At 70.0% G+C, this 26,640-nt stretch carries 23 protein-coding genes and 3 pseudogenes; 16 read left to right on the top strand and 10 right to left on the bottom strand.

The window, feature by feature from the left end:
- Positions 1–2 precede the first annotated feature (2 nt).
- Both ABZ915_RS09880 and ABZ915_RS09875 read left to right on the top strand, forming a co-directional pair.
- Positions 3–992 (top strand): alpha-ketoacid dehydrogenase subunit beta, encoded by a 990-nt coding sequence (locus ABZ915_RS09880; protein WP_361798697.1) that lies wholly within the window; start codon positions 3–5, stop codon positions 990–992.
- Positions 993–1,002: 10 nt separating this feature from the next.
- Entirely contained in the window at positions 1,003–2,379 is a 1,377-nt protein-coding gene (locus ABZ915_RS09875; RefSeq protein WP_361798694.1) for a dihydrolipoamide acetyltransferase family protein, read from the top strand.
- A 147-nt stretch (positions 2,380–2,526) separates the two neighbouring features.
- Here the strand turns inward: ABZ915_RS09875 and ABZ915_RS09870 are convergent.
- Positions 2,527–3,159: pseudogene (locus ABZ915_RS09870) on the bottom strand (Bro-N domain-containing protein); the annotation flags it as partial.
- A gap of 150 nt (positions 3,160–3,309) precedes the next feature.
- Here ABZ915_RS09870 and murJ point away from each other — a divergent pair.
- Entirely contained in the window at positions 3,310–4,962 is a 1,653-nt protein-coding gene (gene murJ / locus ABZ915_RS09865; protein ID WP_361798691.1) for a murein biosynthesis integral membrane protein MurJ, read from the top strand.
- Between the two features lie 92 nt (positions 4,963–5,054).
- Here murJ and ABZ915_RS09860 read toward each other — a convergent pair whose 3' ends face one another.
- Positions 5,055–5,957, bottom strand: coding sequence for a serine hydrolase (locus tag ABZ915_RS09860; protein ID WP_361798688.1), 903 nt, complete (start codon positions 5,955–5,957; stop codon positions 5,055–5,057).
- A 233-nt stretch (positions 5,958–6,190) separates the two neighbouring features.
- On the opposite strand from ABZ915_RS09860, the gene ABZ915_RS09855 reads away from it, so the two are divergent.
- The 3 genes from ABZ915_RS09855 (at position 6,191) to ABZ915_RS09845 (ending at position 9,190) form a co-directional block, all read left to right on the top strand.
- Complete coding sequence (locus ABZ915_RS09855) at positions 6,191–6,865, top strand: GntR family transcriptional regulator (protein ID WP_361798685.1); 675 nt, start codon at positions 6,191–6,193, stop codon at positions 6,863–6,865.
- The gene (locus ABZ915_RS09850) at positions 6,862–8,172 is read left to right on the top strand and encodes an MFS transporter (RefSeq protein WP_361798682.1); all 1,311 of its coding nucleotides are present in this window, start codon (positions 6,862–6,864) and stop codon (positions 8,170–8,172) included. Before ABZ915_RS09855 ends, ABZ915_RS09850 begins: the two co-directional genes overlap by 4 nt.
- Positions 8,173–8,368: 196 nt before the next feature.
- The gene (locus tag ABZ915_RS09845; RefSeq protein ID WP_361798679.1) at positions 8,369–9,190 is read left to right on the top strand and encodes a hypothetical protein; all 822 of its coding nucleotides are present in this window, start codon (positions 8,369–8,371) and stop codon (positions 9,188–9,190) included.
- Between the two features lie 19 nt (positions 9,191–9,209).
- On the opposite strand, the gene ABZ915_RS09840 is transcribed toward ABZ915_RS09845, so the two are convergent.
- Entirely contained in the window at positions 9,210–10,034 is an 825-nt protein-coding gene (locus ABZ915_RS09840) for a maleylpyruvate isomerase family mycothiol-dependent enzyme (RefSeq protein WP_361798676.1), read from the bottom strand.
- A 180-nt stretch (positions 10,035–10,214) separates the two neighbouring features.
- Here ABZ915_RS09840 and ABZ915_RS09835 point away from each other — a divergent pair, with 180 nt between their 5' ends.
- Positions 10,215–11,036: a carbon-nitrogen family hydrolase gene (locus ABZ915_RS09835; protein ID WP_361798673.1), complete on the top strand. Its 822-nt coding sequence runs from the start codon at positions 10,215–10,217 to the stop codon at positions 11,034–11,036.
- Positions 11,037–11,067: 31 nt separating this feature from the next.
- Here ABZ915_RS09835 and ABZ915_RS09830 read toward each other — a convergent pair whose 3' ends face one another.
- From ABZ915_RS09830 to ABZ915_RS09820, 3 genes and pseudogenes are all read right to left on the bottom strand, one after another.
- Entirely contained in the window at positions 11,068–12,087 is a 1,020-nt protein-coding gene (locus tag ABZ915_RS09830) for a 2-dehydropantoate 2-reductase (protein WP_361798670.1), read from the bottom strand.
- A 77-nt stretch (positions 12,088–12,164) separates the two neighbouring features.
- Positions 12,165–12,656 (bottom strand): LURP-one-related family protein, encoded by a 492-nt coding sequence (locus tag ABZ915_RS09825; protein ID WP_361798667.1) that lies wholly within the window; start codon positions 12,654–12,656, stop codon positions 12,165–12,167.
- Positions 12,653–12,835: pseudogene (locus tag ABZ915_RS09820) on the bottom strand (AraC family transcriptional regulator); the annotation flags it as partial. The gene ABZ915_RS09825 and the pseudogene ABZ915_RS09820, both read right to left, overlap by 4 nt.
- 73 nt (positions 12,836–12,908) lie before the next feature.
- Here ABZ915_RS09820 and ABZ915_RS09815 point away from each other — a divergent pair.
- Together ABZ915_RS09815 and ABZ915_RS09810 are read left to right on the top strand one after the other, a co-directional pair.
- Positions 12,909–12,992: pseudogene (locus ABZ915_RS09815) on the top strand (cupin); the annotation flags it as partial.
- A gap of 179 nt (positions 12,993–13,171) precedes the next feature.
- The gene (locus tag ABZ915_RS09810; RefSeq protein WP_361798664.1) at positions 13,172–14,008 is read left to right on the top strand and encodes a calcium-binding protein; all 837 of its coding nucleotides are present in this window, start codon (positions 13,172–13,174) and stop codon (positions 14,006–14,008) included.
- Between the two features lie 48 nt (positions 14,009–14,056).
- Here the strand turns inward: ABZ915_RS09810 and ABZ915_RS09805 are convergent, their stop codons facing one another.
- Positions 14,057–14,773 carry a hypothetical protein gene (locus tag ABZ915_RS09805; protein WP_361798661.1) on the bottom strand — a complete coding sequence of 239 codons (717 nt, stop codon included), beginning with the start codon at positions 14,771–14,773 and terminating at the stop codon, positions 14,057–14,059.
- Positions 14,774–14,847: 74 nt separating this feature from the next.
- On the opposite strand from ABZ915_RS09805, the gene ABZ915_RS09800 reads away from it, so the two are divergent.
- On the top strand, positions 14,848–16,707 hold the full coding sequence (locus tag ABZ915_RS09800) for an NHL domain-containing thioredoxin family protein (RefSeq protein ID WP_361798658.1): 1,860 nt from the start codon (positions 14,848–14,850) through the stop codon (positions 16,705–16,707).
- On the opposite strand, the gene ABZ915_RS09795 is transcribed toward ABZ915_RS09800, so the two are convergent.
- Positions 16,695–16,964 carry a DUF6458 family protein gene (locus tag ABZ915_RS09795; RefSeq protein ID WP_361798655.1) on the bottom strand — a complete coding sequence of 90 codons (270 nt, stop codon included), beginning with the start codon at positions 16,962–16,964 and terminating at the stop codon, positions 16,695–16,697. The two genes, ABZ915_RS09800 and ABZ915_RS09795, sit on opposite strands and share 13 nt — an antisense overlap.
- A 440-nt stretch (positions 16,965–17,404) precedes the next feature.
- Between ABZ915_RS09795 and ABZ915_RS09790 the strand changes: the two genes are divergently transcribed.
- Complete coding sequence (locus tag ABZ915_RS09790; RefSeq protein WP_361798652.1) at positions 17,405–18,175, top strand: GNAT family N-acetyltransferase; 771 nt, start codon at positions 17,405–17,407, stop codon at positions 18,173–18,175.
- Between the two features lie 33 nt (positions 18,176–18,208).
- Positions 18,209–18,433, top strand: a complete 225-nt coding sequence (gene infA, locus ABZ915_RS09785; RefSeq protein WP_361798649.1) for a translation initiation factor IF-1 — start codon at positions 18,209–18,211, stop codon at positions 18,431–18,433.
- Between the two features lie 40 nt (positions 18,434–18,473).
- On the opposite strand, the gene ABZ915_RS09780 is transcribed toward infA, so the two are convergent.
- Together ABZ915_RS09780 and ABZ915_RS09775 are read right to left on the bottom strand one after the other, a co-directional pair.
- Entirely contained in the window at positions 18,474–19,772 is a 1,299-nt protein-coding gene (locus ABZ915_RS09780; RefSeq protein WP_361798646.1) for a M18 family aminopeptidase, read from the bottom strand.
- Positions 19,773–19,860: 88 nt separating this feature from the next.
- Positions 19,861–21,702, bottom strand: a complete 1,842-nt coding sequence (locus ABZ915_RS09775) for an acyl-CoA dehydrogenase (RefSeq protein WP_361798643.1) — start codon at positions 21,700–21,702, stop codon at positions 19,861–19,863.
- Between the two features lie 213 nt (positions 21,703–21,915).
- Between ABZ915_RS09775 and ABZ915_RS09770 the strand changes: the two genes are divergently transcribed.
- From ABZ915_RS09770 to aspS, 4 genes are all read left to right on the top strand, one after another.
- The gene (locus ABZ915_RS09770; RefSeq protein WP_361798640.1) at positions 21,916–22,401 is read left to right on the top strand and encodes an SseB family protein; all 486 of its coding nucleotides are present in this window, start codon (positions 21,916–21,918) and stop codon (positions 22,399–22,401) included.
- Positions 22,402–22,508: 107 nt separating this feature from the next.
- Positions 22,509–23,486: a pirin family protein gene (locus ABZ915_RS09765; RefSeq protein ID WP_361798637.1), complete on the top strand. Its 978-nt coding sequence runs from the start codon at positions 22,509–22,511 to the stop codon at positions 23,484–23,486.
- A 147-nt stretch (positions 23,487–23,633) separates the two neighbouring features.
- Positions 23,634–24,668 (top strand): AI-2E family transporter, encoded by a 1,035-nt coding sequence (locus ABZ915_RS09760; protein WP_361798634.1) that lies wholly within the window; start codon positions 23,634–23,636, stop codon positions 24,666–24,668.
- A gap of 105 nt (positions 24,669–24,773) precedes the next feature.
- Positions 24,774–26,537, top strand: a complete 1,764-nt coding sequence (gene aspS, locus ABZ915_RS09755) for an aspartate--tRNA ligase (protein WP_361798631.1) — start codon at positions 24,774–24,776, stop codon at positions 26,535–26,537.
- The last annotated feature ends 103 nt before the right edge of the window (positions 26,538–26,640 follow it).

Genomic DNA, 26,640 nt, shown 5'->3' with positions numbered 1-26,640 from the left:
TCATGGCAGTGGAGACGGTGAAGAACCTGCCCCTGGCCAAGGCGATCAACGAGTCGCTGCGGCGCGCCCTGGAGGCGGACCCCAAGGTCATCATCATGGGTGAGGACGTCGGCAAGCTCGGCGGTGTCTTCCGGGTGACCGACGGACTTCAGAAGGACTTCGGCGAGAGCCGCGTCATCGACACCCCGCTGGCCGAGTCGGGCATCGTCGGCACGGCGATCGGGCTGGCCCTGCGCGGCTACCGCCCGGTGGTGGAGATCCAGTTCGACGGGTTCGTCTTCCCGGCGTACGACCAGATCGTCACGCAGCTCGCGAAGATGCACGCCCGCTCGCTGGGCAAGGTCAAGCTCCCGGTCGTCGTGCGCATCCCCTACGGCGGCGGCATCGGCGCGGTGGAGCACCACTCCGAGTCGCCGGAGGCGCTGTTCGCGCACGTAGCCGGCCTGAAGATCGTCTCTCCGTCCAACGCCTCCGACGCGTACTGGATGATGCAGCAGGCCATCCAGAGCGACGACCCGGTGATCTACTTCGAGCCGAAGCGGCGCTACTGGGACCGGGCCGAGGTCAACACCGAGGCGATCCCCGGCCCGCTGCACAAGGCACAGGTGGTCCGTGAGGGCACCGACCTGACCCTCGCCGCCTACGGCCCGATGGTCAAGCTCTGCCAGGAGGTCGCCGCCGCGGCCGCCGAGGAGGGCAAGAACCTGGAGGTCCTGGACCTGCGCTCGGTCTCCCCGATCGACTTCGACTCCATCCAGGCCTCGGTGGAGAAGACCCGCCGCCTGGTCGTGGTCCACGAGGCACCGGTGTTCTTCGGCTCCGGCGCGGAGATCGCCGCCCGGATCACCGAGCGCTGCTTCTACCACCTGGAGGCCCCGGTGCTCAGGGTCGGCGGCTACCATGCCCCGTACCCGCCGGCCCGCCTGGAGGAGGAGTACCTGCCGGGCCTGGACCGGGTGCTCGACGCCGTCGACCGCGCCCTGGCGTACTGAGGAGAGGGTCGTGACGACGATGACGGAAGCATCCGTGCGTGAGTTCAAGATGCCGGATGTCGGCGAGGGCCTGACCGAGGCCGAGATCCTCAAGTGGTACGTCCAGCCGGGCGACACGGTCTCCGACGGCCAGGTGGTGTGCGAGGTCGAGACCGCCAAGGCGGCCGTCGAACTGCCCATCCCGTACGACGGTGTGGTCCGCGAACTGCACTTCCCCGAGGGCACCACGGTGGACGTGGGCACGCCCATCATCGCGGTGGACGTGGCGGGCGGCGCGCCCGCTCCCGCGGAGCAGCCCGAGGAGCCGAAGGCCGAGGAGCCGAAGCCGGCGGGCTCGGGCCGCCAGCCGGTACTGGTCGGCTACGGCGTCGCCGCCTCCTCGACCAAGCGGCGCCCCCGCAAGGGCCCGGAGGTCACGGTCCCCCAGGCCTCGGCGGCGGTCCAGTCGGAGCTGAACGGCCATGGAGCGGCGGCCGCGAAGCCCCGCCCGCTGGCCAAGCCCCCGGTGCGCAAGCTCGCCAAGGACCTGGGCGTCGACCTGGCCACGGTCACCCCGTCGGGCCCGGACGGCATCATCACGCGCGAGGACGTCCACGCGGCGGCGGCCCCCGCGGCAGCGGCCCCCGCGCCGGTGGCGGCCACGCCCGTGTCCGTGCCCCCGGCGCCGGTCGCGACGTACGACACCGCCCGTGAGACCCGCGTCCCGGTCAAGGGCGTCCGCAAGGCCACCGCGCAGGCCATGGTCGGCTCGGCGTTCACGGCACCGCACGTCACGGAGTTCGTGACCGTCGACGTCACGCGCACGATGCGGCTGGTCGAGGAGCTCAAGCAGGACAAGGACATGCAGGGCCTGCGGGTCAACCCGCTCCTGCTGGTCGCCAGGGCCCTGCTGGTCGCCATCCGGCGCAACCCGGAGATCAACGCGTCCTGGGACGAGGCGAACCAGGAGATCGTGCTCAAGCACTACGTCAACCTGGGCATCGCGGCCGCCACCCCCCGGGGGCTGATCGTCCCGAACATCAAGGACGCGCACGTCAAGACCCTGCCGCAGCTGGCCGAGGGCCTCGGCGAGCTGGTCGCCACGGCCCGCGAGGGCAAGACCTCTCCCGCGGCCATGCAGGGCGGCACGGTCACCATCACCAACGTCGGCGTCTTCGGCGTCGACACCGGCACGCCGATCCTGAATCCCGGTGAGTCCGCGATCCTCGCGGTCGGCGCGATCAAGCTCCAGCCGTGGGTCCACAAGGGCAAGGTGAAGCCCCGCCAGGTCACCACCCTGGCCCTCTCCTTCGACCACCGCCTGGTCGACGGCGAGCTGGGCTCCAAGGTGCTGGCGGACGTGGCGGCGATTCTGGAGCAGCCGAAGCGGTTGATCACCTGGGCGTGACGGGCATCACAGGGTAGCCTCGGAGCCCCGGAGGGGACGGCCGCAACTTCTTCTTGCGACCGCCCCCTCCGTCTTTCTCTCAGTGGCTCGCGGAGTTCACCATGTTCGACGAGGACCGTGGCCGCCGGGCGCCCCGCCCTCGAAAACGAGAGCGTCGAGCTGGTCCGCGATGCGTTCCATCGCCCGGACCATGGCCTGCTGCACGGCGAGAGTGGCCTTCTGTAGCGCGAGAGATTCCCGCTGTGCGTTCGCAAGCTCCTCGTCCAGCTGAAGGTTGTGCGCCTCAAGCCGGACGATGGCCTCCGCGACCTGCTCCGGCATGGCGTACACGACCGCGGCACTCGGGTCGGCGGGCTGCACCTCGGCCTCTTCGAGAGTGTAAGAGCCCTCTCGCTGCACTGTCTCGATCACCTCGGCGGCCCATTGCTTGAAGGGCTCGCAGGAGGGTTTCGTACAGGCTTGGACGAGGCGGATGAGACCCTGCAGAGAGATGACATTCAGGTCTCGGCGCCACTCCCTACCTGCGGGAATGCTGAGACCGTAACCTCCAGTTAGGGTCTCGAGACTTTCTCGATAGTCCTCCGGGACATGGTCGGAGAGTGCCTTCTGCGGGTTGGTGTGACCCAACTGCTTGCAGACATCCACAGCCGGAAACCAATGGCTCCCGTCCGGCATGGTCAGCCGGCGCATCCGGGCGCCGGTCGCCGCGTACACGAAGTCGCTGACGTCGATCGCGTCCCGCCGTTCGGCGGCGTCGCGTCGCTTGATGGGTTCGATCATGTGAACCACCTCCGTCCCGGAACGTAAAGCGGAGCAAATCGAATATGCCAACTGGAGCCGGGATATTCACGATTGCGAGCGAAGATCGCTGATTCCGCTGGCGGGACGGCAGTTGAGCGAGCTTGATTCCAAGTGCCTTATCTTGAACGGATGTTGACGGGCACGAACACCACGGCACGGCACGCCAAGCGGCGCGACAAGGAGGAAGGCGGGCTCGCCCGCTCCTCCGCTCTCATGGCTGTCGGCACCGTCGTCTCGCGGGCGACCGGGCTGATCCGGACGGTGCTACAGGGCGCGGCGCTCGGCAACGGGCTGCTGGCCAGTACGTACAACACCGCCAACACCGTGCCGACCAGCCTGTACACGCTGCTGATCGGTGGCGCGCTCAACGCCGTTCTGGTGCCGCAGCTCGTCCGGGCGCGCAACACCCAGCCCGACGGCGGAAAGGCGTACGAGCAGCGTCTGGTGACCCTCGTCGTCACCGTGCTCGCCGTCGGGACCGCGCTCGCGGTGTGGGCGGCGCCGCTGATCGTGGGCATCTACATGAGGGACACCCCCGGCAACCACGAGGCGTTCCGGCTCACCGTCGTCTTCGCCCGGTTCCTGCTGCCGCAGATCTTCTTCTACGGCCTCTTCTCGATCTACGGCCAGGTCCTGAACGCCCGCGAGAAGTTCGGCGCGATGATGTGGACGCCGGTGCTGAACAACATCGTGCTGCTCGCCATGTTCGGCGGCTACCTGAGCCTGATGACCGTGCCGGACTCGGTCGCGGAGGTCACCGACGCGCAGGTGCGCTGGCTCGGCATAGGAACCACGGCCGGGATCGCCGTACAGGCCCTTGCGCTCATCCCCTTCGCCCGCGCCGCCGGGTTCCGCTTCCGGCCCCGGTTCGACTGGCGCGGTACGGGACTGGGTTCCGGCATCCACGCGGCCAAGTGGACGCTGCTGTTCGTCCTGGCCAACCAGGTCGCGCTCGCCGTGGTCACCAACTACGCCAACGCCGCCGACCAGGAGCTGCCGAACGCCGGCGTGGGCTACAGCGCGTACACCTACGCGCAGACCCTGTGGATGCTGCCCCAGTCCATCGTCACCGTCTCCCTGGTCACCGCGCTGCTGCCGCGCATGAGCAAGGCCGTCGCCGAGGACCGGATCACCGATCTGCGCGCCGACCTGTCCCGTGCGCTGCGGATCAGCGGGGTCGTCATCGTGCCGACGGCCTTCCTCTTCCTCGCGCTGGGCCCTCAGATCACCACCCTGATCTTCGCGCACGGCGCCGCGGACCCGGCCTCCGCCCAGCCGATGGGTCACATGCTCCAGGCGTTCGGGCTCGGCCTGATCCCGTTCTCCGCCCAGTACCTGCTGCTGCGCGGCTTCTACGCCTTCGAGGACACCCGTACGCCGTTCCTGATGGCGGTGTGGATCGGGGTGGTGAACATCGCCCTGGCCACCGCCTGCCATCTGCTGCTGCCCACCCGCTGGGCGGTCACCGGCATGGCCGGCGCCTACACCCTCTCCTACCTGGCCGGACTCGCCCTCACCGCGCGTCTGCTGGCGAGGAAGGCGGGTGGCCGGCTCGACGACGGAACCGTGCGGGTCACCTACACCAAGCTGCTGGCCGCGTCGGCGTGCGCGGCGGGGGCGGGGTGGGCGGCCGCGCGGTCCTGCGGTGCGGCCCTGGGCGAGGGCACCGTACCGACGGCGCTCGCCATCCTCGCGGGGACGCTCGTCCTGGCGGTCGTCTATCTCGTGCTCGGCCGCATCCTGAAGGTCGGCGAACTGCGGCGGCTGCCCGGCCTGCGCTGAACAGCCGAACAGCCGAACAGCCGAACAGCCGGACAGCCGAACACGCGAAGGGCCCGCCGCTCACCGCGACGGGCCCGTACACCGCGAGGGTGTCAGCCGAGCTTGGCGAAGCCGTAGTTCATGAGCTTCTTCGCGTCCGTCTCGCGCTGGGCGATGGAGGTGGAGGCGAGCACGGTGCCGATGACCGTCTTGCCGTTCCGGGTCGCGGCGAAGACCAGGCAGTACTTGGCCTCGGGGCCGGAGCCGGTCTTCACGCCGATGGTGCCGCTGTAGCTGTTGAGGAGCCCGTTGGTGTTGGTCCACGGGTTCATCGTGCGGGTGCTGCCGGTCTTGGTGACCGTCTTGGCCGTGTACGACTTCGTCTTGACGATCGAGCGGAACGTGGAGTTCTTCATCGCGCTGCTGGCGATCTTCGTCAGGTCGCGCGGCGTCGAGAGGTTGTTGCCGTTGCCGATGCCGTCGAACGAGTCGAAGTGGGTGTGCGTCAGGCCGAGGCTCCTGGCGGCGGTGTTCATCTTGCCGATGAAGTTCGCCACGCGCTTGGCCCGGGTGGAGCCGGTGCCGTACTTGTCGGCCAGCGCGTAGGCGGCGTCGCAGCCGGACGGCAGCATCAGGCCGTACAGCAGCTGACGGACGGTCACCTTGTCGCCGACGATCAGGTGCGCCTGGGAGGCGTTGTTCCTGACGACGTAATCGCTGTATTCCTTCGCGATCGTCACCTTGGCGTCGAGGTTGAGGTTCGACTGCGCGAGCACGACCTTCGCGGTCATGATCTTGGTGGTGGAGCCCGTGGGAAGCTGGGTGTCCGCCTTCTTGGTGTACAGCGTCGTGGTGTTGGCGTTGTTCATGAGGTAGCCGCCCTTGGCCACGATCGAGGGCGTCGTGACGGCCTGCGCGGGCGCCGCGGTGAGGGCTCCGGTGGCGAGCATCGCGCCGGAGGTGACGGCGACGGCTGCGGCTCGACGGATGCGGATGCCCTTAATGCCGGTAATCAAGTAAATACCCCGATTGTCTCGAATGCCCCAGATAATGCGGCCGAGTTGAGGTGGCACAGGAGTAGGGCCGCACGTGTCTGACACGTAAGTAGCACAGAAGGTTGTGTGGCTTCTCGGGGGGTCTCCGTATTCCGACTGTGAGATGGACGACGCCCGGGAGGCCGGCGGGATACGCGGGGTCCGCATGATGGACGGGAAGAGCTACGCGTACGTGTTGTATCTAAGATGTGCGCATGCCATCCGTGCCGTCCTTCGCCCCGCCCGCACCCCTCAGGCAGCCACCCGCCGCCGACCGCGTCTACGCCCACGTCAAGCAAGGCGTCCTGGACCGCCGTTACGAGGGCGGCACCCTGCTCACCGAGGGCGAGCTGGCCGAGGCCGTGGGGGTCTCCCGCACACCGGTGCGCGAGGCGCTGCTGCGCCTGGAGGCGGAGGGGCTGATCAAGCTCTACCCGAAGAAGGGCGCCCTGGTGCTGCCCGTCTCCGCGCAGGAGATCGCCGATGTGGTGGAGACCCGGCTGCTGGTGGAGGAGCACGCGGCACGCAAGGCCGTACCCGCCGGGCCCGGACTGATCGAGCGGCTCGAGGAACTGCTCGCGCAGCAGAAGGCGCAGGCCGCCGCCGGAGATCTGGCCGCGGCCGCGGTCACCGACCGCTGCTTCCACGCCGAGATCGTGCGCAGTGGCGGCAACGAGATCCTCTCCCGCCTCTACGACCAGCTGCGCGACCGTCAGCTGCGGATGGGCGTCGCCGTGATGCACTCCCACCCCGACCGGATCGCCAAGACCCTCGCCGAGCACGAGGAGATCCTCGAGGCGCTGCGTTCGGGGGACGCGGAGGCGGCGGTGGCGGTCGTGCACCGGCACGTGAGCTGGTTCTCGCACCTCGCGCGGGGGGAGGTCCGATGAGCGTCACGAGCGCCCACACCACCCTTCCGGGGGACCCGCCGGGCGGCCGCCGTGCCGTCGCCGTGTGGTCCATCGGCGTCTCGGTCTACTTCGTCGCCGTCATCTTCCGTACGTCCCTGGGGGTCGCCGGGCTCGACGCGGCCGAGCGCTTCCATGTGAACGCCTCCGCCCTGTCGACGTTCTCGATCCTCCAGCTCCTGGTGTACGCGGGCATGCAGATACCCGTGGGCCTGCTCGTCGACCGGCTCGGCACGAAGAAGGTGCTGACCATCGGGGTCGTGCTGTTCACGGCGGGCCAGCTCGGCTTCGCGTTCTCCCCGTCGTACGGCACGGCCCTCGCCTCCCGCGCACTGCTCGGCTGCGGTGACGCGATGACCTTCATCAGCGTGCTGCGGCTGGGCACGCGCTGGTTCCCGGCGCGGCGCGGACCGCTCGTCGCGCAGCTCGCGGGCCTGGCCGGGATGGCCGGCAATCTGGTCTCCACGCTGGTGCTGGCCCGGCTGCTGCACGGCATCGGCTGGACCCCGGCGTTCGCGGGCAGCGCGGTCGCCGGCGCGGTCGTCCTGGTCCTCGTCCTGCTGTTCCTCAAGGACCACCCCGAGGGCTGTGAGCCGGAGCCCTTCCCGCACCGGGGCGCGGCCTACATCCGCCGGCAGATAGCCGCCTCCTGGCGGGAGCCGGGCACGCGCCTCGGCCTCTGGGTGCACTTCACCACCCAGTTCCCGGCGATGGTGTTCCTGCTGCTGTGGGGCCTGCCCTTCCTCGTCCAGGCGCAGGGCCTCAGCCGCGCCACGGCCGGTGAACTGCTCACCCTGGTCGTCCTGTCGAACATGGTGATCGGCCTGGTCTACGGTCAGGTCGTCGCCCGGCACCACGCGGCCCGGCTGCCGCTGGCGCTGGGCACGGTCGCGGCGACGGCGACCGTGTGGGCGGCGACCCTCGTCTATCCGGCCGAGCACGCCCCCATGTGGCTGCTGGTGGTGCTGTGCGCGGTGCTGGGCGCCTGTGGTCCGGCGTCGATGCTCGGCTTCGACTTCGCCCGTCCCGCCAACCCGCCGGAGCGTCAGGGCACGGCCTCCGGAATCACCAACATGGGCGGTTTCGTCGCCTCCATGACGACCTTGTTCGCGGTCGGCGTCCTGCTGGACGCCACCGGCGACGACTACACCATCGCCTTCTCCGCCGTCTTCGTCCTCCAGGCGCTCGGGGTCAGCCAGATCCTGCGCCTGCGCGGCCGGGCGGCCCGCCGGGAGCGGGAACGGCTGGTGGCGAGCCGGATCGAGACGGTGCACGTACCGGCCGCCTGACGGACTTTGTCCGGTCAATTGGGTTTGTTCGTGGCGGTCGTGGGTCGGTGCCGGGATGTTGCTCTGTTCCGGCGGGGTGACAACGGTGTCGTGAAGTGAGAACTGGCCTGTTCCCAGGGGCTTTCGGGCCCGCATAGTCATCGCACAGAGCGAATGCATGGGAACACCAGTTCAAGCCCTCGAAGGGAACTCCGCGATGAACCGCCACCTGCGCAAGGCCACCCTCGTCTCCACCGTCCTCACCGCCGGCCTGCTCATGACGGCCTGCCAGAACGGTCACAGCGCCGGCGCCGGATCCTCGTCCCACACGTCGAAGGCGAGCGCCGCGGCGAAGCAGAACGGCACCGGCACCGGCACCGGAGTCTCAGCCCTCAAGGGCTCCTCCGGCTCCTCCGGTTCCTCCGGCTCCAAGGCCCGGCCGGCGAACGGCTCCCGGGGCGGCGCCACCCGTCAGATCACGGGCGGCACGGTCAGCTACCTCGCACCCGGCAAGTACCTCGTGCGCGTGTCCGGCAAGACGGACCGGGCGTTCTTCACCGCCGACGACACCGCCGTGTACGGCGCCGGCAGGATCTGCGGGAGCCTTCGGTCCGAGGAGCGCCCGCGCTGCACGCTCGACCAGCTGGAGACGGCGGCCAAGAAGGCCGCCGTCACCGCCGACGTGACGATGAGGAAGGGGATCGCCACCGTCGTACGCGAGCGCCACGACGTCGAGAACGGCACCGGCTCCGGCACCGGCGGCTCCGGCACCAAGGGCGTCAGCGGCACCTGGTTCGGCAACGTCAGCTACCTCGCGCCGGGCAAGTACACCGTCTCCGACATGAAGGGCGTCCAGCAGGCGTTCTACGTCGCCGACAGCACCGTCGTCCGCGGCGCGGGCAAGATCTGCGGCAGCTCCACCTCCGGGCAGACGCACCGGTGCACGCTCGGCCAGCTGGAGACCGCCGCGAAGAAGGGCGTGTCGGCCAAGGTCGTCGTCGCGAACGGGGTCGCGACGACGATCACGGAGGACCACTGAACCCGGCCACCCGCGCTGCCTACGGCGTCACCGCGAAGTTCCGCAGGATCGCACCCGTCAGAGCCGGGTCGCCCTCGGCCTTCACCCGGTCGGCCACGGCCTCCGGCGTGACCCGGCCGCAGGCCAGGCGGACGTACGTCTCCCAGTCCAGGGTGAGGGTGGCGGCGGGGCCGAGCGCGGGCGTGCTCTCCAGTGTGCCGCGGCCCTGGATGTCGACGCGTATGGTGCGCAGGAACTCCACGGGTCCGTGCACGTCGAACACGATCGCGGAACTCCGGGGCGCCTGCGCGTCGTGCGCGACCACCCGGGGCAGCGCCTCCAGCAGCACGTCCCGGGCGACGTGCGCGCCCGGCGAGTCCAGGTTGCCCGGCCGTCCCAGAGTCGCGCGCAGGTCCTGCTCGTGCACCCACACGTCGAACGCGCGGGTACGCATGGACTGCTCGAGGGTGATCTCCCGGCCGAGCGGGCCGCGCACCTTGTGGCCGGGCTCGCGGGACTCGTTGCGCAGCTGGCGGTTGCGGCGGATGACCGTGTACTCCAGCTCGGAGGTCATCTCCGGCGCCGTGTGGTGCCGGCGGACGTCGACCTGCATCTCCATGTAGCGCTGGTGCTCGTTCGTGACGTGGAACAGGTCGCGCGGCAGCGTGTGGATGGGACGCGGGTCGCCGAGCATCTCGCAGTCCATGCCGATGACATGCGAGACGACGTCGCGGACCGACCAGCCCGGGCATGGGGTCCGCCGGTTCCACTCGCCCTCGACGAGCGGCTGAACCAGTTCGGATATCGCTTCGATGGAGTGGGTCCAGGCGTCGGCGTAGGGCTGGAGGGTGGGATGCAGACTCACGGAACGGGACCCCTCGGCGGTCGGTACACGGGCAGGTTGTGGCGGCGTTGCCAGCGGGACGTTGCTGTCGGCGGGTGTCTTGGAACGCTAAGTTACGCTGCTGTGAGGCACCCCGGCAGTGCTTTCGTGTGACGATCGTAGGCCCGGTATGGACGGCTCGAATGCCAGGACGGTGGTAGTGTGCGCGCCTCGCTGATCCAGATCGCCGTAGAAGAGGACGAATCGGTCGAAGCCCGGCGGCTTCGGGTGGCCGCGCTGGTTCGTGACCAGGCCGGGTCCGCCGACCTGGTCGTCCTGCCCGAGCTGTGGACGACGGGTGCCTTCGCCTACGAGGAGTTCGGGCGGGAGGCCGAGCCGCTGGAGGGCCCCACGTACGAGGCGATGGCGAAGGCGGCGAGCGACGCGGGCGTGTGGCTGCACGCGGGCTCGATTCCCGAACGGGCCCCGTCCGACAGCGGCTCCGCCTCGGGTGAAGGCCCCCTCTACAACACGTCTCTCGTCTTCTCCCCCTCCGGTGACCTGGCCGCGGCCTACCGCAAGATCCACCGCTTCGGCTTCGACAAGGGCGAGGCCGTGCTGATGGGCGCGGGCCGGGACCTGGTGACGGTCCGTCTGCCCGGCACCACCCTGGGCGTGGCCACCTGCTACGACCTCCGTTTCCCCGAACTGTTCCGTGCTCTGGTCGACGCCGGCGCCGAGACACTGGTGATCCCGGCGGGCTGGCCCGAGCGCCGTCGCGCGCACTGGACGCTGCTGGCTCAGGCGCGGGCGGTCGAGAACCAGGCGTTCGTGCTCGCTTGTGGAACGGCCGGGACCCACGCCGGGGTTCCCCAGGCGGGTCACTCGATCGTGGTGGATCCATGGGGTGAGGTACTGGCCGAGGCGGGCGCCGGAGAGGAGGTCCTCACGGTGGAGTTCGACCCGGCGAAGGTGGGCCTGACGCGGGAACAGTTCCCGGCGCTCAAGGACAGGGTCCTCGGCCTGGAGCCGCCGCGCCGGTGATCCCGTGCGCTCCTCGCGTCGGCGCCCGTGGTCACCGCGTGCCCGCCCCGCCCGAGGCGGGGAGGTCGCCGGTGCCGTGCTCCCGCCGCGCCTGCTCCTCGCGCAGCCGGAGCACCTCGTACAGGACGTCGTGGACGGGCGTCGCGATGCCGTACCGGGCCCCGAGACGGACCGCCGAGCCGGTCCAGGCGTCGAGTTCGGAGGGCAGGCCGGCCAGGACGTCCCGCTGGAGCGAGGTGGTGCCCTGGGCGGGCTGGGCGTCGACGAAGTCGAGGGTGGACGCCACGATGCCGTCGGGCAGCGGGATCCCGGCCGCCCGGGCGACCCGCTCGATCTCCCGCATGCCGTCGGCCAGCAGCCGCCGGGTCCCGGGGCGGGACCGCAGCACCCCGAACGGGACGTCCGCCACGGCGCCGAGCGAGCCGAGGGGAACGACGAACAGGAACTTGGCCCACAGCTCGGTCCAGACGTCCTCGGCCACGACGGCCGTCACGGACGCCCCGGCGAGCGCCTCGCGCAGCCGCTCGACGCGGTCACCGGCCCGCTCACCGGACCGCTCACGGGCCCGCTCACCGACCCGGTTGTCCCACTCCCCGAAGGTCAGTGACCCCAGGCCCCCCACGTGCTGGATCCGGCCGGGCCCGGACACCCTCGCGATGATCTTCGCGATGCCGGGCAGCACCGCCTCCCGGCCGACGGCCGCGGCCACCCGCTCCGGGGCCTCGACGCCGTTCTGGAGCGTCACCACCGCGGTGCCGGTGCCGACACCGGTGCCGATCAGCGGCTTCAGCGCCTCGACGGCGGGCTCGAGCTGCCAGGTCTTGACGCACAGCAGTACGACATCGACCGGCCCGATCTCCCGGGTGTCGTCCGTCGCCCGTACCGGCGTGACGGTGAGGTCGCCGTCCGGGCTCTCGATGCGGAGCCCGTCGCGGCGCAGTGCCTGAAGGTGCGCGCCGCGTGCCACGAACCACACGTCGTGCCCGGCGGCCGCGAGCCGGCCGCCGAAGTAGCCGCCGATGCCGCCCGCCCCTACCACCGCTATTTTCACGAATCGTCCCCGTTCGTCGACTGCGTAGATCGAAATCGGCCTGCTCGACCGGGGTCCTTCCCGATGCCGGGGACGAGTTACTCCTCGTGCTCCTGTTCCGCGAGGTGGATCACACACACCGCCACCGCGATCAGCAGCGCCGGGTCCGCGTCGTCCCGTACGACGTCCACTCCGTACGTCTCCCTGACGTGCAGCCAGCGCCGGGAGATCACCGCCAGCAGCTCACCGTCGTACTCGACGGCGAACTCGCGGTCCAGGATCTTGCCGCTGACGTCCAACTCGGTGCCGTCCACCAGGGACACGCGGTAGTGGTTGCGCAGCAGGGACAGCCGCTTGCGCTTGATCCGCGCCAGGGGCTCGCCGCCCCGCTCGATCACCATCGTGTTCCGCAGGCTGAGCATCTTCTGGTGGATGTCGATGAGGACCCGCCCCTGCGTGTCCTTCAGCTCGAAGGTGTCCCGCAGCCGCATCGCCTTGCCGTCGACGAGGAACACCTTGCCGCCGTGCTCGTCCTCGATCCAGTAGTCGTCACCGATGCCGAGGATCCGGTCGCGTACGAGGAATCTCATACTTGAACCGCTTCCCCGGCGGCCGGTCCGAAACGCCGCCGGTACGCCGACGGGCTGAGCCCCGTCTCGCGACGCAGCCGCGCGCGCAGACTGGCCGCCGCACCCAGCCCGCTGCGCGCCGCCACGACGTCGAGCCGCTCCTCGCCGCGCTCGATCAGCCGGCAGGCCGGCGCCACCCTCCCCCACTGCCTCAAGGGCGTGGGGGGACCCCCACCCCCGTCAGCCAGGCCGGCGGGGGCGTCCCGAGCTGGGCCCACCGGCACGTCAACGGTCGGCGACCGCCACGAGGAGATCACGTCCCTCGTGGACGCGACCACCGGACACGCCCTCTTCTGACCGGGTCCCGGAATCCGCCGGGCCGAGGGGTGTCCCGAAGTTGAACTTCCGGTGCGTGCGGAAAAGTTGCCCAACCAGACGCATCGGTGCCGCGTCGAACGGTGCGTAAGTCGCACACAGCGCCGCACGTTCTTCTCGGAGGTTCCGCAATGCTCCCTCGCTCTTCCGTCCGCCGTCGGGTGTTACGCGCTGTCCCGGCGGCGGCGCTGCTCCTCGGCACCGCCCTGGCCGCCCCGTTGGCGCTCGCCGGAACCGCCGGGGCCGTCGCGCGGTCATCGGCCACGGCCTCGGTCAACCAGTACGACTGGCAGCTCACCTACAAGGCCGCCGCCGGCCAGACCAACAAGGCCACCGTCACCGCGACGCGCACCGCCGACCGCACGGGCATCACCTACGTGATCGACGACGTCGTCCCGATCAGCGCGGGGCACGACTGCGCCTACCCCGACGGCGCGGACCACACGAAGGTCTCCTGCACGGTCACCGACGTGGACAGCCAGGACCCGTACGCCGCCCTGGTCATGAACCTCGGCGACGGCAACGACACGCTCGCGTACAAGAACGCCACCGACCAGGTCTACTCCTACGCCGAGATCTCACTGGGCGCGGGCAACGACAAGCTGACCGACTCCGGCCGCCTCGACGGCGCCTACGCCTCGGGCGACGCGGGCGACGACACCATCACGGTGGGCGCGGAGGGTCTGGCCTGGGGCGGTGACGGCAACGACACCGTCTACGCGAGCGGCGGCGACAACATCGTCCAGGGCGGCAAGGGCAACGACGTTCTCCACGGCGGCTCCGGAAGCCAGAACCTGTCCGGCGACGACGGCAACGACAAGCTCTACGGCGGGAACGCCGACGACACGCTCAACGGCGGCAAGGGCAACGACACCCTGTACGGCCAGAGCGGCAACGACAAGCTGTACGGCAACAGCGGCGACGACAAGCTCTACGGCGGCCCGGGCCGCGACACCCTGTCCGGCGGCCCCGGCCGGGACGTGACCCACCAGGACTGACCTTCCCGCACCCCGTCGGCCGCCCTGCTCACTGTTTCAGCGCGGTGATCAGGGCGCGCCGACCTGGTGTTCCACACGGTGGCGGATGTATTCGTCCGGATGGGACCGGGCTATCGCCACCGCTTGGTCCACCAGGTCGTGCAGCTCCGTCGGGTAGGCCTCCTTCTGGAGGGACATGCCCGGCAGGATGCAGCGCCGGACGTCCACGTGCCCGTTGCTCACGAACTCGCGCAGCGCGGTCTCGTTCCACTCGGCCACCACGGTCGGGCCGTCATCGGGCTCAGGCCGGCCGGCGCCGGGGTTCTCCGCCCGTACGAGGGGCATCCGCGGGGGCAGGGCCGACCAGTACCAGGCCCGCGCGGCGCCCGCACGCTCAAGGTCCGTGCCCGTTCGTAGGTACCCGAGCAGCGCGGTCTGGACGCGCACATGCCCGAACGCGTTCAGAGCGGGCTCTACGAACTGGCGGTTGAGACTCGGATCGGGGTCGTGGACGGCCGCCTTGACCAGTGCGTGGAAGGACTCGTCGGAAAGGATCAGGCCTCGGCGGCAAGCGTCACGCAGTGCCGCCCGGGCGCGGTGCACCCAGGTGTGTGGGCCGTGGGCCTCCGGTTCGGCGGCGACATCGAGTGAGAGGACCCGGACGACGTCCGCGACGCACCCGGCGAACGCCTCCCGCCGTTGCTCCGTACGCTCCGGCAGCGCCATGAATCCCTGTACCGCCCGCGTCGTCCTACCGGCAGCCGTCTCGTTCTCGTTCGCAGCCAACCACCGCTCCTTCGTCGTCGGTCTCGCCGTATGTGTGTGATCCGATGTTCATACCCGGATGGCAAGCTTGAACCATGAATGCCGCTTCACCCGCGCCCCGCCGCCGTGCCCGTGTCCGTGCCCCCGAGCTGGTCGGCAAGGGTGGCTGGCTGAACACCGGGGGGCAGCAGTACACGCTGGCCGAGCTGCGGGGACGGATCGTCGTCCTCGATTTCTGGACCTTCTGCTGCATCAACTGCCTGCACGTTCTCGACGAGCTCCGCGAGCTGGAGGAGAAGCACCGGGACACCGTCGTCGTCATCGGCGTGCACTCGCCGAAGTTCGTGCACGAGGCCGAGCATCGGGCGGTGGTCGATGCCGTGGAGCGGTACGGGGTGGAGCACCCGGTGCTCGACGACCCGGAGCTGGCGACCTGGAAGCAGTACGCGGTGCGGGCCTGGCCGACGCTGGTCGTCATCGACCCGGAGGGGTACGTCGTGGCGCAGCACGCCGGTGAGGGGCATGTGCACGCCATCGAGCGGCTGGTGACCGAGCTGGAGGCCGAGCACGAGGCGAAGGGCACCCTGCGGCGCGGCGACGGCCCGTACGTGGCGCCGGAGCCGGAGCCGACCGCCCTGCGTTTCCCGGGCAAGGCGCTGCTGCTGCCCGGCGGGAACTTCCTGGTCAGTGACACCACCCGGCATCAGCTGGTGGAGCTTGAGGGGGACGGGGAGACCGTCGTACGGCGTATCGGTTCCGGTGTGCGGGGGTTCGCCGACGGCGGTGCCGAGGAGGCCTCCTTCAGTGAGCCGCAGGGGCTCGCGCTGCTCGACGGCGACGGCGGGGGGTCCGTGGTCGTCGTCGCCGACACCGTGAACCACGCCCTGCGCCGGCTGGACCTCGCCACCGGGGCGGTGACGACCCTCGCCGGTACCGGAAAGCAGTGGTGGCAGGGTTCACCGACCTCGGGTCCGGCCCGCGAGGTCGACCTCTCCTCCCCCTGGGACGTGGCCGTTTTCGGCGGCAAGGTGTGGGTCGCCATGGCGGGCGTGCACCAGCTGTGGGCGTACGACCCGGCCGAGGGAACCGTCGCCGTCACCGCCGGTACGACCAACGAGGGGCTCGTGGACGGGCCGGGCGCCGAGGCCTGGTTCGCGCAGCCGTCCGGGCTCGCGGCGACCCCCGACCGGCTCTGGCTCGCCGACTCCGAGACCTCCGCGCTGCGCTGGGTGGACCTCGACGGTCACGTCCACACCGCGGTCGGTACCGGGCTCTTCGACTTCGGGCACCGGGACGGCGCCGCCGAACAGGCCCTGCTCCAGCACCCGTTGGGCGTCACCGCGCTGCCGGACGGCTCGGTGGCGGTCGCCGACACCTACAACCACGCCCTGCGCCGCTACGACCCGGCCACTGGCGAGGTGACCACCCTCGCCACCGACCTGCGCGAGCCCAGCGACGCCGTGCTCGTCGGCGAGGACATCGTGGTCGTGGAGTCGGCCCGGCACCGCCTGACCCGGCTGCGGCTGCCCGAGGAGGCGGTGCGGGTGGAGGCCGTCGCCCACCGCACCCAGCGCACGGCCACGGAAGTCGCGCCCGGAACACTCCATTTGGACGTCATCTTCCAGGCTCCGGCGGGCCAGAAGCTGGACACCCGATACGGTCCCTCGACCCGCCTTCTGGTGTCCTCCACCCCGCCGGAGCTGCTGTTGAAGGGAGAGGGCGCGGACACGGACCTGTCCCGCACGCTCGAACTCGACCCGGAGGTCACCGAGGGCGTGCTGCACGTCTCCGCGATGGCCGCCTCCTGCGACGACGACCCTGCCAACGAATACCCCGCCTGCCACGTCCACCAGCAGGACTGGGGCGTCCCGGTCCGCCTCACCGAGGGTGGGGCGGACCGGCTGCCCCTCGTCCTGGCGGGGATGGACGATGCCGCCGAGGCTCAGACGCCGTAACCGTCCCGGTAACCGTCGTCGTATCCGCTTCCGTGGTGATGGTGGTGCCGCTCCTCCTCGACGACCGTGGCCGTCGGGGGCGGCATCACGACCCGCCTGCGCCGTGCGATGCTGCTGAACGTCGCCACGCCGATCAGCCCCACGATCATCAGGATGAACCCGACCAGATGAAGGTTCACCCCGCTCATGTGCCAGTCCGTGGCGAAGCTGAGGATGGCTCCCACGGCGATGAGGATGATGCATCCGCCGAGGCCCATGACTGTCGCCTCCTGTCCGGACCGGCCGTTCCGGTCCGCGACTGCGGGTACCCCCGTTGTCAACCCCCATGCGATGCCGGACCCTTCCCGGAGGCGGGCCCTGTGAACAGAGTGAGTGAGCATCACGCCACCTTGGTTCGCCTGTGGCAGGAACACCTGGGTACAGAACAACGGTGGCTCCCTCGACGCGGAGCGCCGGCGGATCCTGCGCGACTGCGTCATGGACCTGGACCGGGCCCTGCCGAAAGCGACGGCAAATTAAATAGGTTGGGCCGACGGGCCCCCCACTGGTACCGTCTGGGCAGCCGTGAGACGACACTAGGAGGTGAGACCCATGAAGGCTGTAGTGGTGTGGGTGCTCCCCCTTTTGGTCACGGTGGGCGGTTGACGTAGGTGTCGCCGGGAGCGCCTGAGACAGGCACTCCTGAGAGGCAACACCTATGAACTCTTCGATCTCTGTGGTCACGCGGGTCTCGGACACGCAGTGGCACGCCCTGGAGGACGACCGGACGGTCGGCCGCGGGCACGCTTCGCGCCGGCCCGACGGGCGGCTCTTCATCAGCGTCGACGCGTGGCACGGCGCCGTCTTCGACCGTGTCGCCGACGCGATGCAGGCCGACCTGCCGACGCCGCTGTACACCGTCGTCGACGAAGCCGACCACGACTCGCGGTCCGCCTGGGAGCGGGCCGGCTTCGCCGCCGCGCGCCGCGAGCGGGGCTATCTCGTGCCCACCGACCCGCAGGTCACCGGGCTCGGCTCGGTGCGGCCGCCGTCGGGTGTGACCATCGTGCCGCCCGGCATGGCGGAGGAGGGCCCGCTGCGCGCCCTGGACCGCGTCATCCGCGACGAGGTCGAGGCCACCGTCGGATGGCGGACGATGCCGGCCGAGGTACTGCCCTGCCCGCCGGGGATCACCGTGCTCGACCCGTCGAAGTACGCGGTGGCGCTGCACGACGACCAGTACGTCGGACTGGTCCGGCTGGCGACGCGGACCCGGCAGCCACGGATCGGGCTGATCGCCGTCCGGGCCGACAGGCACCGCCGCGGCATCGCCCGTGCCCTGCTGGCCCATGCGCTGGACGCACTGCACCGCTCCGGGACCGCTTCGGCATGGGCCGAGGTGGACGAGTCCAACGCGGCGGCCACCGCCCTGTTCGAGGGCATCGGTGCCCGGCGCGCGGGCGGCACCGTGGAACTCGTCCGCCGCTGACACTCCGTCACATACCTGAAGAGAAGAGAAACCATGACAAAGCAAGCAGGTGGCGTTGAAGTCGAAGGCACCGTCGTCGAGTGCCTGCGCAACGCCACCTTCAAGGTGGAACTGGAGAACGGGCACACCGTCCTCGCCCACATCAGCGGGAAGATCCGGAAGAACTACATCAAGATCCTTCCGTACGACCGGGTGCTCGTCGAACTCAGCCCCTACGACCTCACCCGCGGCCGGATCCGCTACCGGTACAGGTCGTAGCGGCCGACCGTCCATCGGCGGCCCCGGCCCAGGCCAGGCTCTAGCCCTCCAGGAACGCCCCCAGCGCGTTCGCCAGCAGATGCGGGTCGTCCGCGCCGCACAGTTCGCGGGCGCTGTGCATCGAGAGGATCGCCACGCCGATGTCGACGGTGCGGATGCCGTGCCGGGCCGCGGTGATGGGGCCGATGGTGGTGCCGCAGGGCATGGAGTTGTTGGAGACGAAGGACTGGAAGGGGACGTTCGCCTTCTCGCAGGCCGCGGCCCACACGGCACGTCCCGAACCGTCCGTGGCGTAGCGGTTGTTGACGTTGACCTTGAGGATCGGGCCGCCGTTGACGCGCGGGTGGTGCGTCGGGTCGTGCCGCTCCGCGTAGTTGGGGTGGACGGCGTGGCCGGTGTCGGAGGACAGGCAGATGGTGGCGGCGAAGGCGCGCGCCCGGTCCTCGTAGCCGCCGCCGCGCGCGAACACCGAGCGCTCCAGGATGCTGCCGAGCAGCGGTCCGTCCGCGCCGGTGTCCGACTGGGAGCCGTTCTCCTCGTGGTCGAAGGCGGCCAGCACCGGGATGGCGGGCAGCGGCTCGCCGGAGGCGGCGACGGCGGCGAGGGCGGCCACGCCCGCGTGCACCGACAGCAGGTTGTCCATGCGCGGGCCCGCGAGGAGTTCGCGGTCCCGGCCGAGGTACGCCGGCGGCTCCACGGAGTGCGTCATCAGGTCCCAGCCGGCGACCTCGCCCGCCGGCAGCCCGCACTCGTGCTCCAGGAAGGCGATCAGGTCGCCGTCGCGCACGTCGTTGCCCAGGCCCCACACCGGCTGGAGGTGCCGCTGCTTGTCCAGCTTGAGCCCCTCGGACGACACCGACCGGTCCAGGTGGATGGCCAGCTGGGGCACCCTGAGCAGCGGCCGGTCGACGTTCACCAGGCGGGTCGAGCCGTCCCGCAGCGTGAGCCGTCCGGCGAGCCCGAGGTCGCGGTCGAGCCAGGAGTTCAGCAGCGGCCCGCCGTAGATCTCGACGGCGACCTGGCGCCAGCCGTGCGCCCCGTTGTCCGGCTGCGGCTTGACCCGCAGGTTGGGGGAGTCGGTGTGCGCGCCGACGATCCGGAACGGGGTGTGGGCGGCCGCGCCCTCGGGGACGTACCAGGCCACGATCGCGCCGCCGCGCAGCACGTACTTGCCGCCGTGCGTCCCGTCCCAGGCGTCCGTCTCCGCGACCTGCCTGAAGCCTGCCTTCTCCAGCCGTTCGGCGGCGTTCGCCACGGCGTGGTACGGCGACGGGCTCGCCGCGAGGAAGGACATCAGGTCGTCGGTGTGGCCGCGGTCGAAGCGGGCTGGTGCACTCATAGTCTTCACCTTAACGACGTACGAGGGCCCGCTCCCCCCTACCGGGAGCGGGCCCTCGTGAGTGTTCAGCAGGGACGGTGGGGCCGGCTCAGAAGGCGGCCTCGTCCAGCTCCATCAGGTCCAGGTCGACACCCTCGGCCACCTTGCGGGCCAGGGTGACGCCGGGCAGGACGTTGGCCGCGAAGAACTTCGCCGCCGCGATCTTGCCGGTGTAGAACGCCACATCCTTGGAAGACACAGCCTTCGCGGAGGCCGTCTGAAGCTTCTCGGCGGCGACCGCGGCGCCCTTGAGCAGCAGGTAGCCGACGACGACGTCACCGGAGGCCAGCAGCAGCCGGGTGCTGTTGAGGCCCACCTTGTAGATGTTCTTGACGTCCTGCTCGGTGGCCGCGAGGTCGGTGAGCATCAGGCCGACGATGGCCTCCAGCTCGACGGCCGCCTTGGCGAGGTGCTCGCGGGAGCCGGCCAGCGCCTCGCCGCCCGTGCCGAGCGCCAGGAACTTCTTGATGTCCTCGGCGAGGGAGTTCAGCGCGGCACCCTGGTTGCGGACGATCTTCCGGAAGAAGAAGTCCTGGCCCTGGATCGCGGTGGTGCCCTCGTACAGGGTGTCGATCTTGGCATCGCGGATGTACTGCTCGATCGGGTACTCCTGGAGGAACCCGGAGCCGCCGAAGGTCTGGAGCGACTGGGCGAGCTGCTCGTAGCCCTTCTCCGAGCCGTAGCCCTTGACGATCGGGAGGAGCAGGTCGTTGAGGGCGTTCTCGGTCGAGGTGTCCTCGCCGGCGGCCTCCTTGACGGCTATCGCGTCCTGCACGGAGGCGGTGTAGAGGACGAGGGCGCGCATGCCCTCGGCGTACGCCTTCTGCGTCATCAGGGAGCGGCGCACGTCCGGGTGGTGCGTGATGGTGACCTTGGGCGCGGACTTGTCCATGAAGTTCGCCAGGTCGGGGCCCTGGACGCGCTCCTTGGCGTACTCCAGCGCGTTGAGGTAACCGGTCGACAGCGTCGAGATCGCCTTCGTGCCGACCATCATCCGGGCGAACTCGATGATGCGGAACATCTGGCGGATGCCGTCGTGCTTGTCGCCGATCAGCCAGCCCTTGGCCGGGTGGCGGTCACCGAAGGTCATCTCGCAGGTGTTGGAGGCCTTCAGGCCCATCTTGTGCTCGACGTTGGTGGCGTAGGCGCCGTTGCGCTCGCCCAGCTCGCCGGTCTCGAAGTCGAAGAGGTACTTCGGGACGAGGAAGAGGGACAGGCCCTTGGTGCCGGGGCCGGCGCCCTCGGGGCGCGCGAGGACGTAGTGGAGGATGTTCTCCTCCATGTCGTGCTCACCGGAGGTGATGAAGCGCTTCACGCCCTCGATGTGCCAGGAGCCGTCCTCCTGCTGGATCGCCTTGGTGCGGCCGGCGCCCACGTCGGAGCCCGCGTCGGGCTCGGTGAGCACCATGGTCGAACCCCAGGTCCGCTCCACGGCGATCCGGGCGATCTTCTTCTGCTCGTCGTTGCCCTCGTCGAAGAGGATGCCGGCGAACGCCGGGCCGGAGGAGTACATCCACACGGCCGGGTTCGAGCCGAGGACCAGCTCCGCGTACGCCCAGATCAGGGACGGGGGAGCCGTCGTACCGCCGATCTCCTCGGGCAGGCCCAGGCGCCAGTACTCGGACTCCATGAAGGCCTTGTAGCTCTTCTTGAACGTCGCCGGGACCGGCGCGGTGTTCGTCTCGGGGTCGAAGACCGGCGGGTTGCGGTCGGCGTCCGTGAAGGACTCCGCCAGCTCGTTCTCCGCGAGGCGCGTCAGCTCCTCGAGGACGCTCTTGGCGGTGTCCGTGTCCATCTCCTCGAACGGGCCGGTGCCGTAGAGCTTGTCGCGGCCGAGTACTTCGAAGAGGTTGAACTCGATGTCGCGGAGATTGGACTTGTAGTGCCCCATGGTGACGGCTCCGTATAGGACTGGGCGAGGCACTGGCTCCTCGCATCTGGTTCACGTACCAACAAGTAGCTACGATGATGCTACCCGTCGGTAATAAGAAGCAACCCCTACCGGTTCAAGTGTGAGAAGGGTCTACATACCCGCGCTCGGAAACGGCTCAAGAACCCTTGACGGCCCTCCTGCCCCGCGGGGCATCTCGGTACGCTTGCGCGCATGTATGGATACGGCCAGCCCATGGACGGTGGCGCCGCTCAGCAGCAGTACGCCTCGACGCAGCAGCAGATGCCCGGCGGCGGCCTGGGCGGCTACGGCCAGCAGCCGCCGCTGTACCCGGAGCCGTCCCCGCCCTCGCTCGCGGACGCGGTGCGCGCCTTCACCACCGGCCAGCTGGCCGCCGAGGACTTCCAGCAGGTGTTCGCCACCTCCAAGGTGTACTGCCCGCGCGGCGACAACCCCGGCTTCCTCGCCCTGCACAACACCCAGCAGCCGGTGATCCCGATGTTCACCTCCCTCAAGGAGCTGCGCCGGTACGCGGGCAAGGAGTCCAAGTACTTCGTCATCACCGGCTCCGAGGTCATCGACCTGCTGCCGACCGGCTACGGCTTCGTCCTCGACATGGAGGGCGAGCACCGCATGGTCTTCGACGCGAAGGCGGTCGAACAGATGGTTGAGTTCGCGATGCGCCGTATGTACGGCTGACGGTTCGCCGCCCACCTGCCCGGAGGGAATTCCCTCCGGGCTTTCTCTGTTCTGGGTGACAGAAAGTTCAACGCTCAACTAAACTGGCCGCACAAGGAGGTACCGACATGCCTGCAGTGACCGTCGAGAACCCGCTGACCCTGCCCCGTGTGATCGCACCCGCCGACGCCGTGGCACGGCCCGTGCTCGCCGTCACGACCGCGCCGAGCGGTTTCGAGGGTGAGGGCTTCCCGGTGCGCCGGGCGTTCGCCGGGATCAACTACCGCCACCTCGACCCGTTCATCATGATGGACCAGATGGGCGAGGTGGACTACGCGCCGGGCGAGCCCAAGGGCACCCCCTGGCACCCGCACCGCGGCTTCGAGACCGTGACCTACATCATCGACGGCGTCTTCGACCACCAGGACTCCAACGGCGGTGGCGGCACCATCACCAACGGTGACACCCAGTGGATGACCGCGGGCTCGGGCCTCCTGCACATCGAGGCCCCGCCGGAGTCCCTCGTCATGTCCGGCGGCCTCTTCCACGGCCTCCAGCTGTGGGTGAACCTGCCTGCCAAGGACAAGATGATGGCCCCGCGCTACCAGGACATCCGCGGCGGCAACGTCCAGCTGCTCACCACCCCCGACGGCGGCGCGCTGCTCCGTGTCATCGCCGGTGAACTGGACGGCCACGCGGGCCCCGGCATCACGCACACCCCGATCACCATGGTGCACGCCACGCTCGCGCCGGGCGCCGAGCTCACCCTGCCCTGGCGGGAGGACTTCAACGGCCTCGCCTACGTCCTCGCGGGCCGCGGCTCCGTCGGCACCGACCGCCGCCCCGTCCACCTGGGCCAGACGGCGGTCTTCGGCGCGGGTTCCTCGCTGACCGTCCGCGCGGACGAGAAGCAGGACTCCCACACGCCGGACCTGGAGGTCGTCCTCCTCGGCGGACAGCCCATCCGTGAGCCCATGGCCCACTACGGCCCGTTCGTCATGAACACCAGGGAAGAGCTTCAGCAGGCGTTCGAGGACTTCCAGAAGGGCCGCCTGGGCACGGTCCCCGCGGTTCACGGGATGACGGAGACCGGTCCGCAGGCCTGATCGGAGGCCTGATCGCGGGTCTGACCGCGGGCCCGACCGCGGGGCTTCGGCCGGTGGTCGCATCCGGGGGTGACACTCGAGGACGAGTGTCACCCCCGTGGCATGCCCCGGCGGGCACCGTCCCCCGGCGCGTGGTGCCATGGGCGCATGCCCCCGCCGCCGGCCCTGCTCCCCGCCCCGGTCCGCCGGCTCGCCGCCTGGTGTGCGGTGATCCTGCTCGTTTCGGGGGTCGTGTGGATCGGTATCCGGCTGTGCGGGGAGCTGCGTACGGCCGTGATCCCCGTGCTGCTCGCGCTGCTGGGCACCGCGCTGCTGGGGCCGCTGCACCGGCGGCTGGTGCGGGTCGGGGTGCAGCGGTCGGTCGCGGCCGGGCTCACCTGTGTCGCGGTGGTGGCCGTGGTCGGGGGCGCCGTCTACATCGTCGTCACCGCGCTGATCGACACCGGCGGCCAGATCGTCTCCTCGCTCAGGGCGGCGGCCAGGAGCGTCGCCCTGCACTTCGGGGCGGCCGGGGCCTCGGTGGACGATCTCGCCGCCCACTCCGGTGAGTTGCTGCGCAGGTTCGGCGGGACGGCCGCCTCCAATGTCATCAGCGGGGTCAGCGTGGTCGGCCAGACCATCGCCGAGGCCGTGCTCGCCCTGCTGCTCGTCTTCTTCTTCCTGCGCGACTCCGACCGGGCCGTCCAGGCCCTGCGCTCCGTCGCCCCGGGCGGCACCGCCGACACCCTGGAGGCCATGGCCCGGCGCGCCTACGAGGCCGTCGAGGGCTTCATGCGCGGCACCACCCTCATCGCACTCATCGACGCCACCTGCATCACCATCGGGCTGCTCGTCCTGGGCGTGCCCGGCGCGGTCGGCCTCGGGGCGCTCGTCTTCGTGGGCGCCTACATCCCCTACCTCGGCGCCTTCATCTCCGGCGCGGTCGCGGTGCTGGTCGCGCTCGCCGACCGCGGTTTCGTCATCGCCCTGTGGGCTCTGGGTGTCGTCCTCGCCGTGCAGCTCCTCGAAGGGCATGTGCTCCAGCCGGCGATCCAGAGCCGCACCGTGCAGATGCACCCGGCGGCCGTACTGCTGGCGATCACCGCCGGGGCGTCCGTCGCCGGGATCCTCGGCATGCTGCTGTCGGTGCCCCTGACCGCGGCCGGGTTCGGGGTCCTGCACGAGATCCGGGTCCGCCGCTGAGCGGCTGCCTCGTAATGGCGAGAGTGGATCTTGGGCTGCCCGGTAGGCTTGGGGGGAGTTTCCCGTGAAACGAGTCCCCGATCCGCGAAGACTGGATGAACGACGATGCATCGGTACAGGTCCCACACCTGCGGCGAGCTCCGCGCCTCTGACGTCGGCACCGACGTCCGGCTGAGTGGCTGGCTGCACAATCGGCGCGACCTGGGCGGCATCCTCTTCATCGATCTGCGCGATCACTACGGCATCACCCAGCTGGTCGCCCGCCCCGGCACGCCCGCGTACGAGGCCCTCGACAAGGTCTCCAAGGAGTCGACGGTCCGCGTCGACGGCAAGGTCGTTTCACGTGGAACCGAGAACGTGAACCCCGACCTGCCCACCGGCGAGATCGAGGTCGAGGTCGGTGAGGTCGAGCTGCTGGGTGCCGCCCAGCCGCTGCCCTTCACGATCAACACCGAGGACGGGGTCAACGAGGAGCGGCGCCTGGAGTACCGCTTCCTGGACCTGCGCCGCGAGCGCATGCACCGCAACATCATGCTGCGTACGGCGGTCATCTCGGCGATCCGTCACAAGATGACGGCGCTCGGCTTCAACGAGATGGCGACGCCGATCCTGTCCGCGACCTCCCCCGAGGGCGCCCGTGACTTCGTCGTCCCGTCCCGTCTGAACCCCGGCAAGTTCTACGCCCTGCCGCAGGCCCCGCAGCAGTTCAAGCAGCTGCTGATGATCTCCGGCTTCGACCGCTACTTCCAGATCGCGCCCTGCTTCCGCGACGAGGACGCGCGCGCGGACCGCTCGCCGGGCGAGTTCTACCAGCTCGACGTCGAGATGAGCTTCGTCGAGCAGGAGGACGTCTTCCGGCCGATCGAGCAGCTGATGACGGAGCTGTTCGAGGAGTTCGGCGGCGGCCGCCACGTCACGTCCCCCTTCCCGCGGATCCCGTTCCGCGAGGCGATGCTGAAGTACGGCTCGGACAAGCCCGACCTGCGGGCGAAGCTCGAGCTGGTGGACATCACCGACGTCTTCGAGGGCTCGGAGTTCAAGGCGTTCGCGGGCAAGCACGTGCGCGCGCTGCCGGTGCCGGACGTCTCGGCGCAGCCCCGCAAGTTCTTCGACCAGCTCGGCGACTTCGCGGTCTCGCTGGGCGCGAAGGGCCTGGCCTGGGTGCGGGTCGCCGAGGACGGTTCCCTCACCGGCCCGATCGCGAAGTTCCTCACCGAGGAGAACGTCGCCGAGCTGACCAAGCGGCTCTCCCTGGCCCCCGGCCACGCCGTCTTCTTCGGCGCGGGCGAGTTCGACGAGGTCACGAAGATCATGGGCGCGGTGCGGGTCGAGGCCGCCAAGCGCGCCGGGCACTTCGAGGAGAACGTCTTCCGCTTCTGCTGGATCGTCGACTTCCCGATGTACGAGAAGGACGAGGAGACCGGCGCGATCGACTTCTCGCACAACCCGTTCTCGATGCCGCAGGGCGGCCTGGAGGCCCTTCAGACCCAGGACCCGCTGGACATCCTGGGCTGGCAGTACGACATCGTCTGCAACGGCGTCGAGCTGTCCTCCGGCGCGATCCGGAACCACGAGCCGGACATCATGCTGAAGGCCTTCGAGATCGCGGGCTACGACCGCGAGACCGTCGAGGAGAAGTTCGCCGGCATGCTGCGCGCCTTCCGCTTCGGCGCCCCGCCGCACGGCGGCATCGCCCCGGGTGTCGACCGCATCGTCATGCTCCTCGCGGACGAGCCCAACATCCGCGAGACCATCGCCTTCCCGCTCAACGGCAACGCCCAGGACCTGATGATGGGCGCGCCGACGGAGCTGGAGGAGGCACGGCTGAAGGAGCTGCACCTCTCGGTGCGCAAGCCGCAGCCGAAGTAGGCGCAGGCCATGTAGGCCATGTAGGCCTGTAGTCCACGGACGGCCTGGGCGGCCCGGAACCGGTGACGGTTCCGGGCCGCTTTCGTATGCGTTCTGTGCCCGC

Origin of the sequence: Streptomyces sp. NPDC046915 (assembly GCF_040644935.1) — a bacterium.
Lineage (GTDB): Bacteria > Actinomycetota > Actinomycetes > Streptomycetales > Streptomycetaceae > Streptomyces.
Note: the sequence above shows the minus strand (reverse complement) of the source record. Positions and strands in the feature narration are given on the sequence as shown.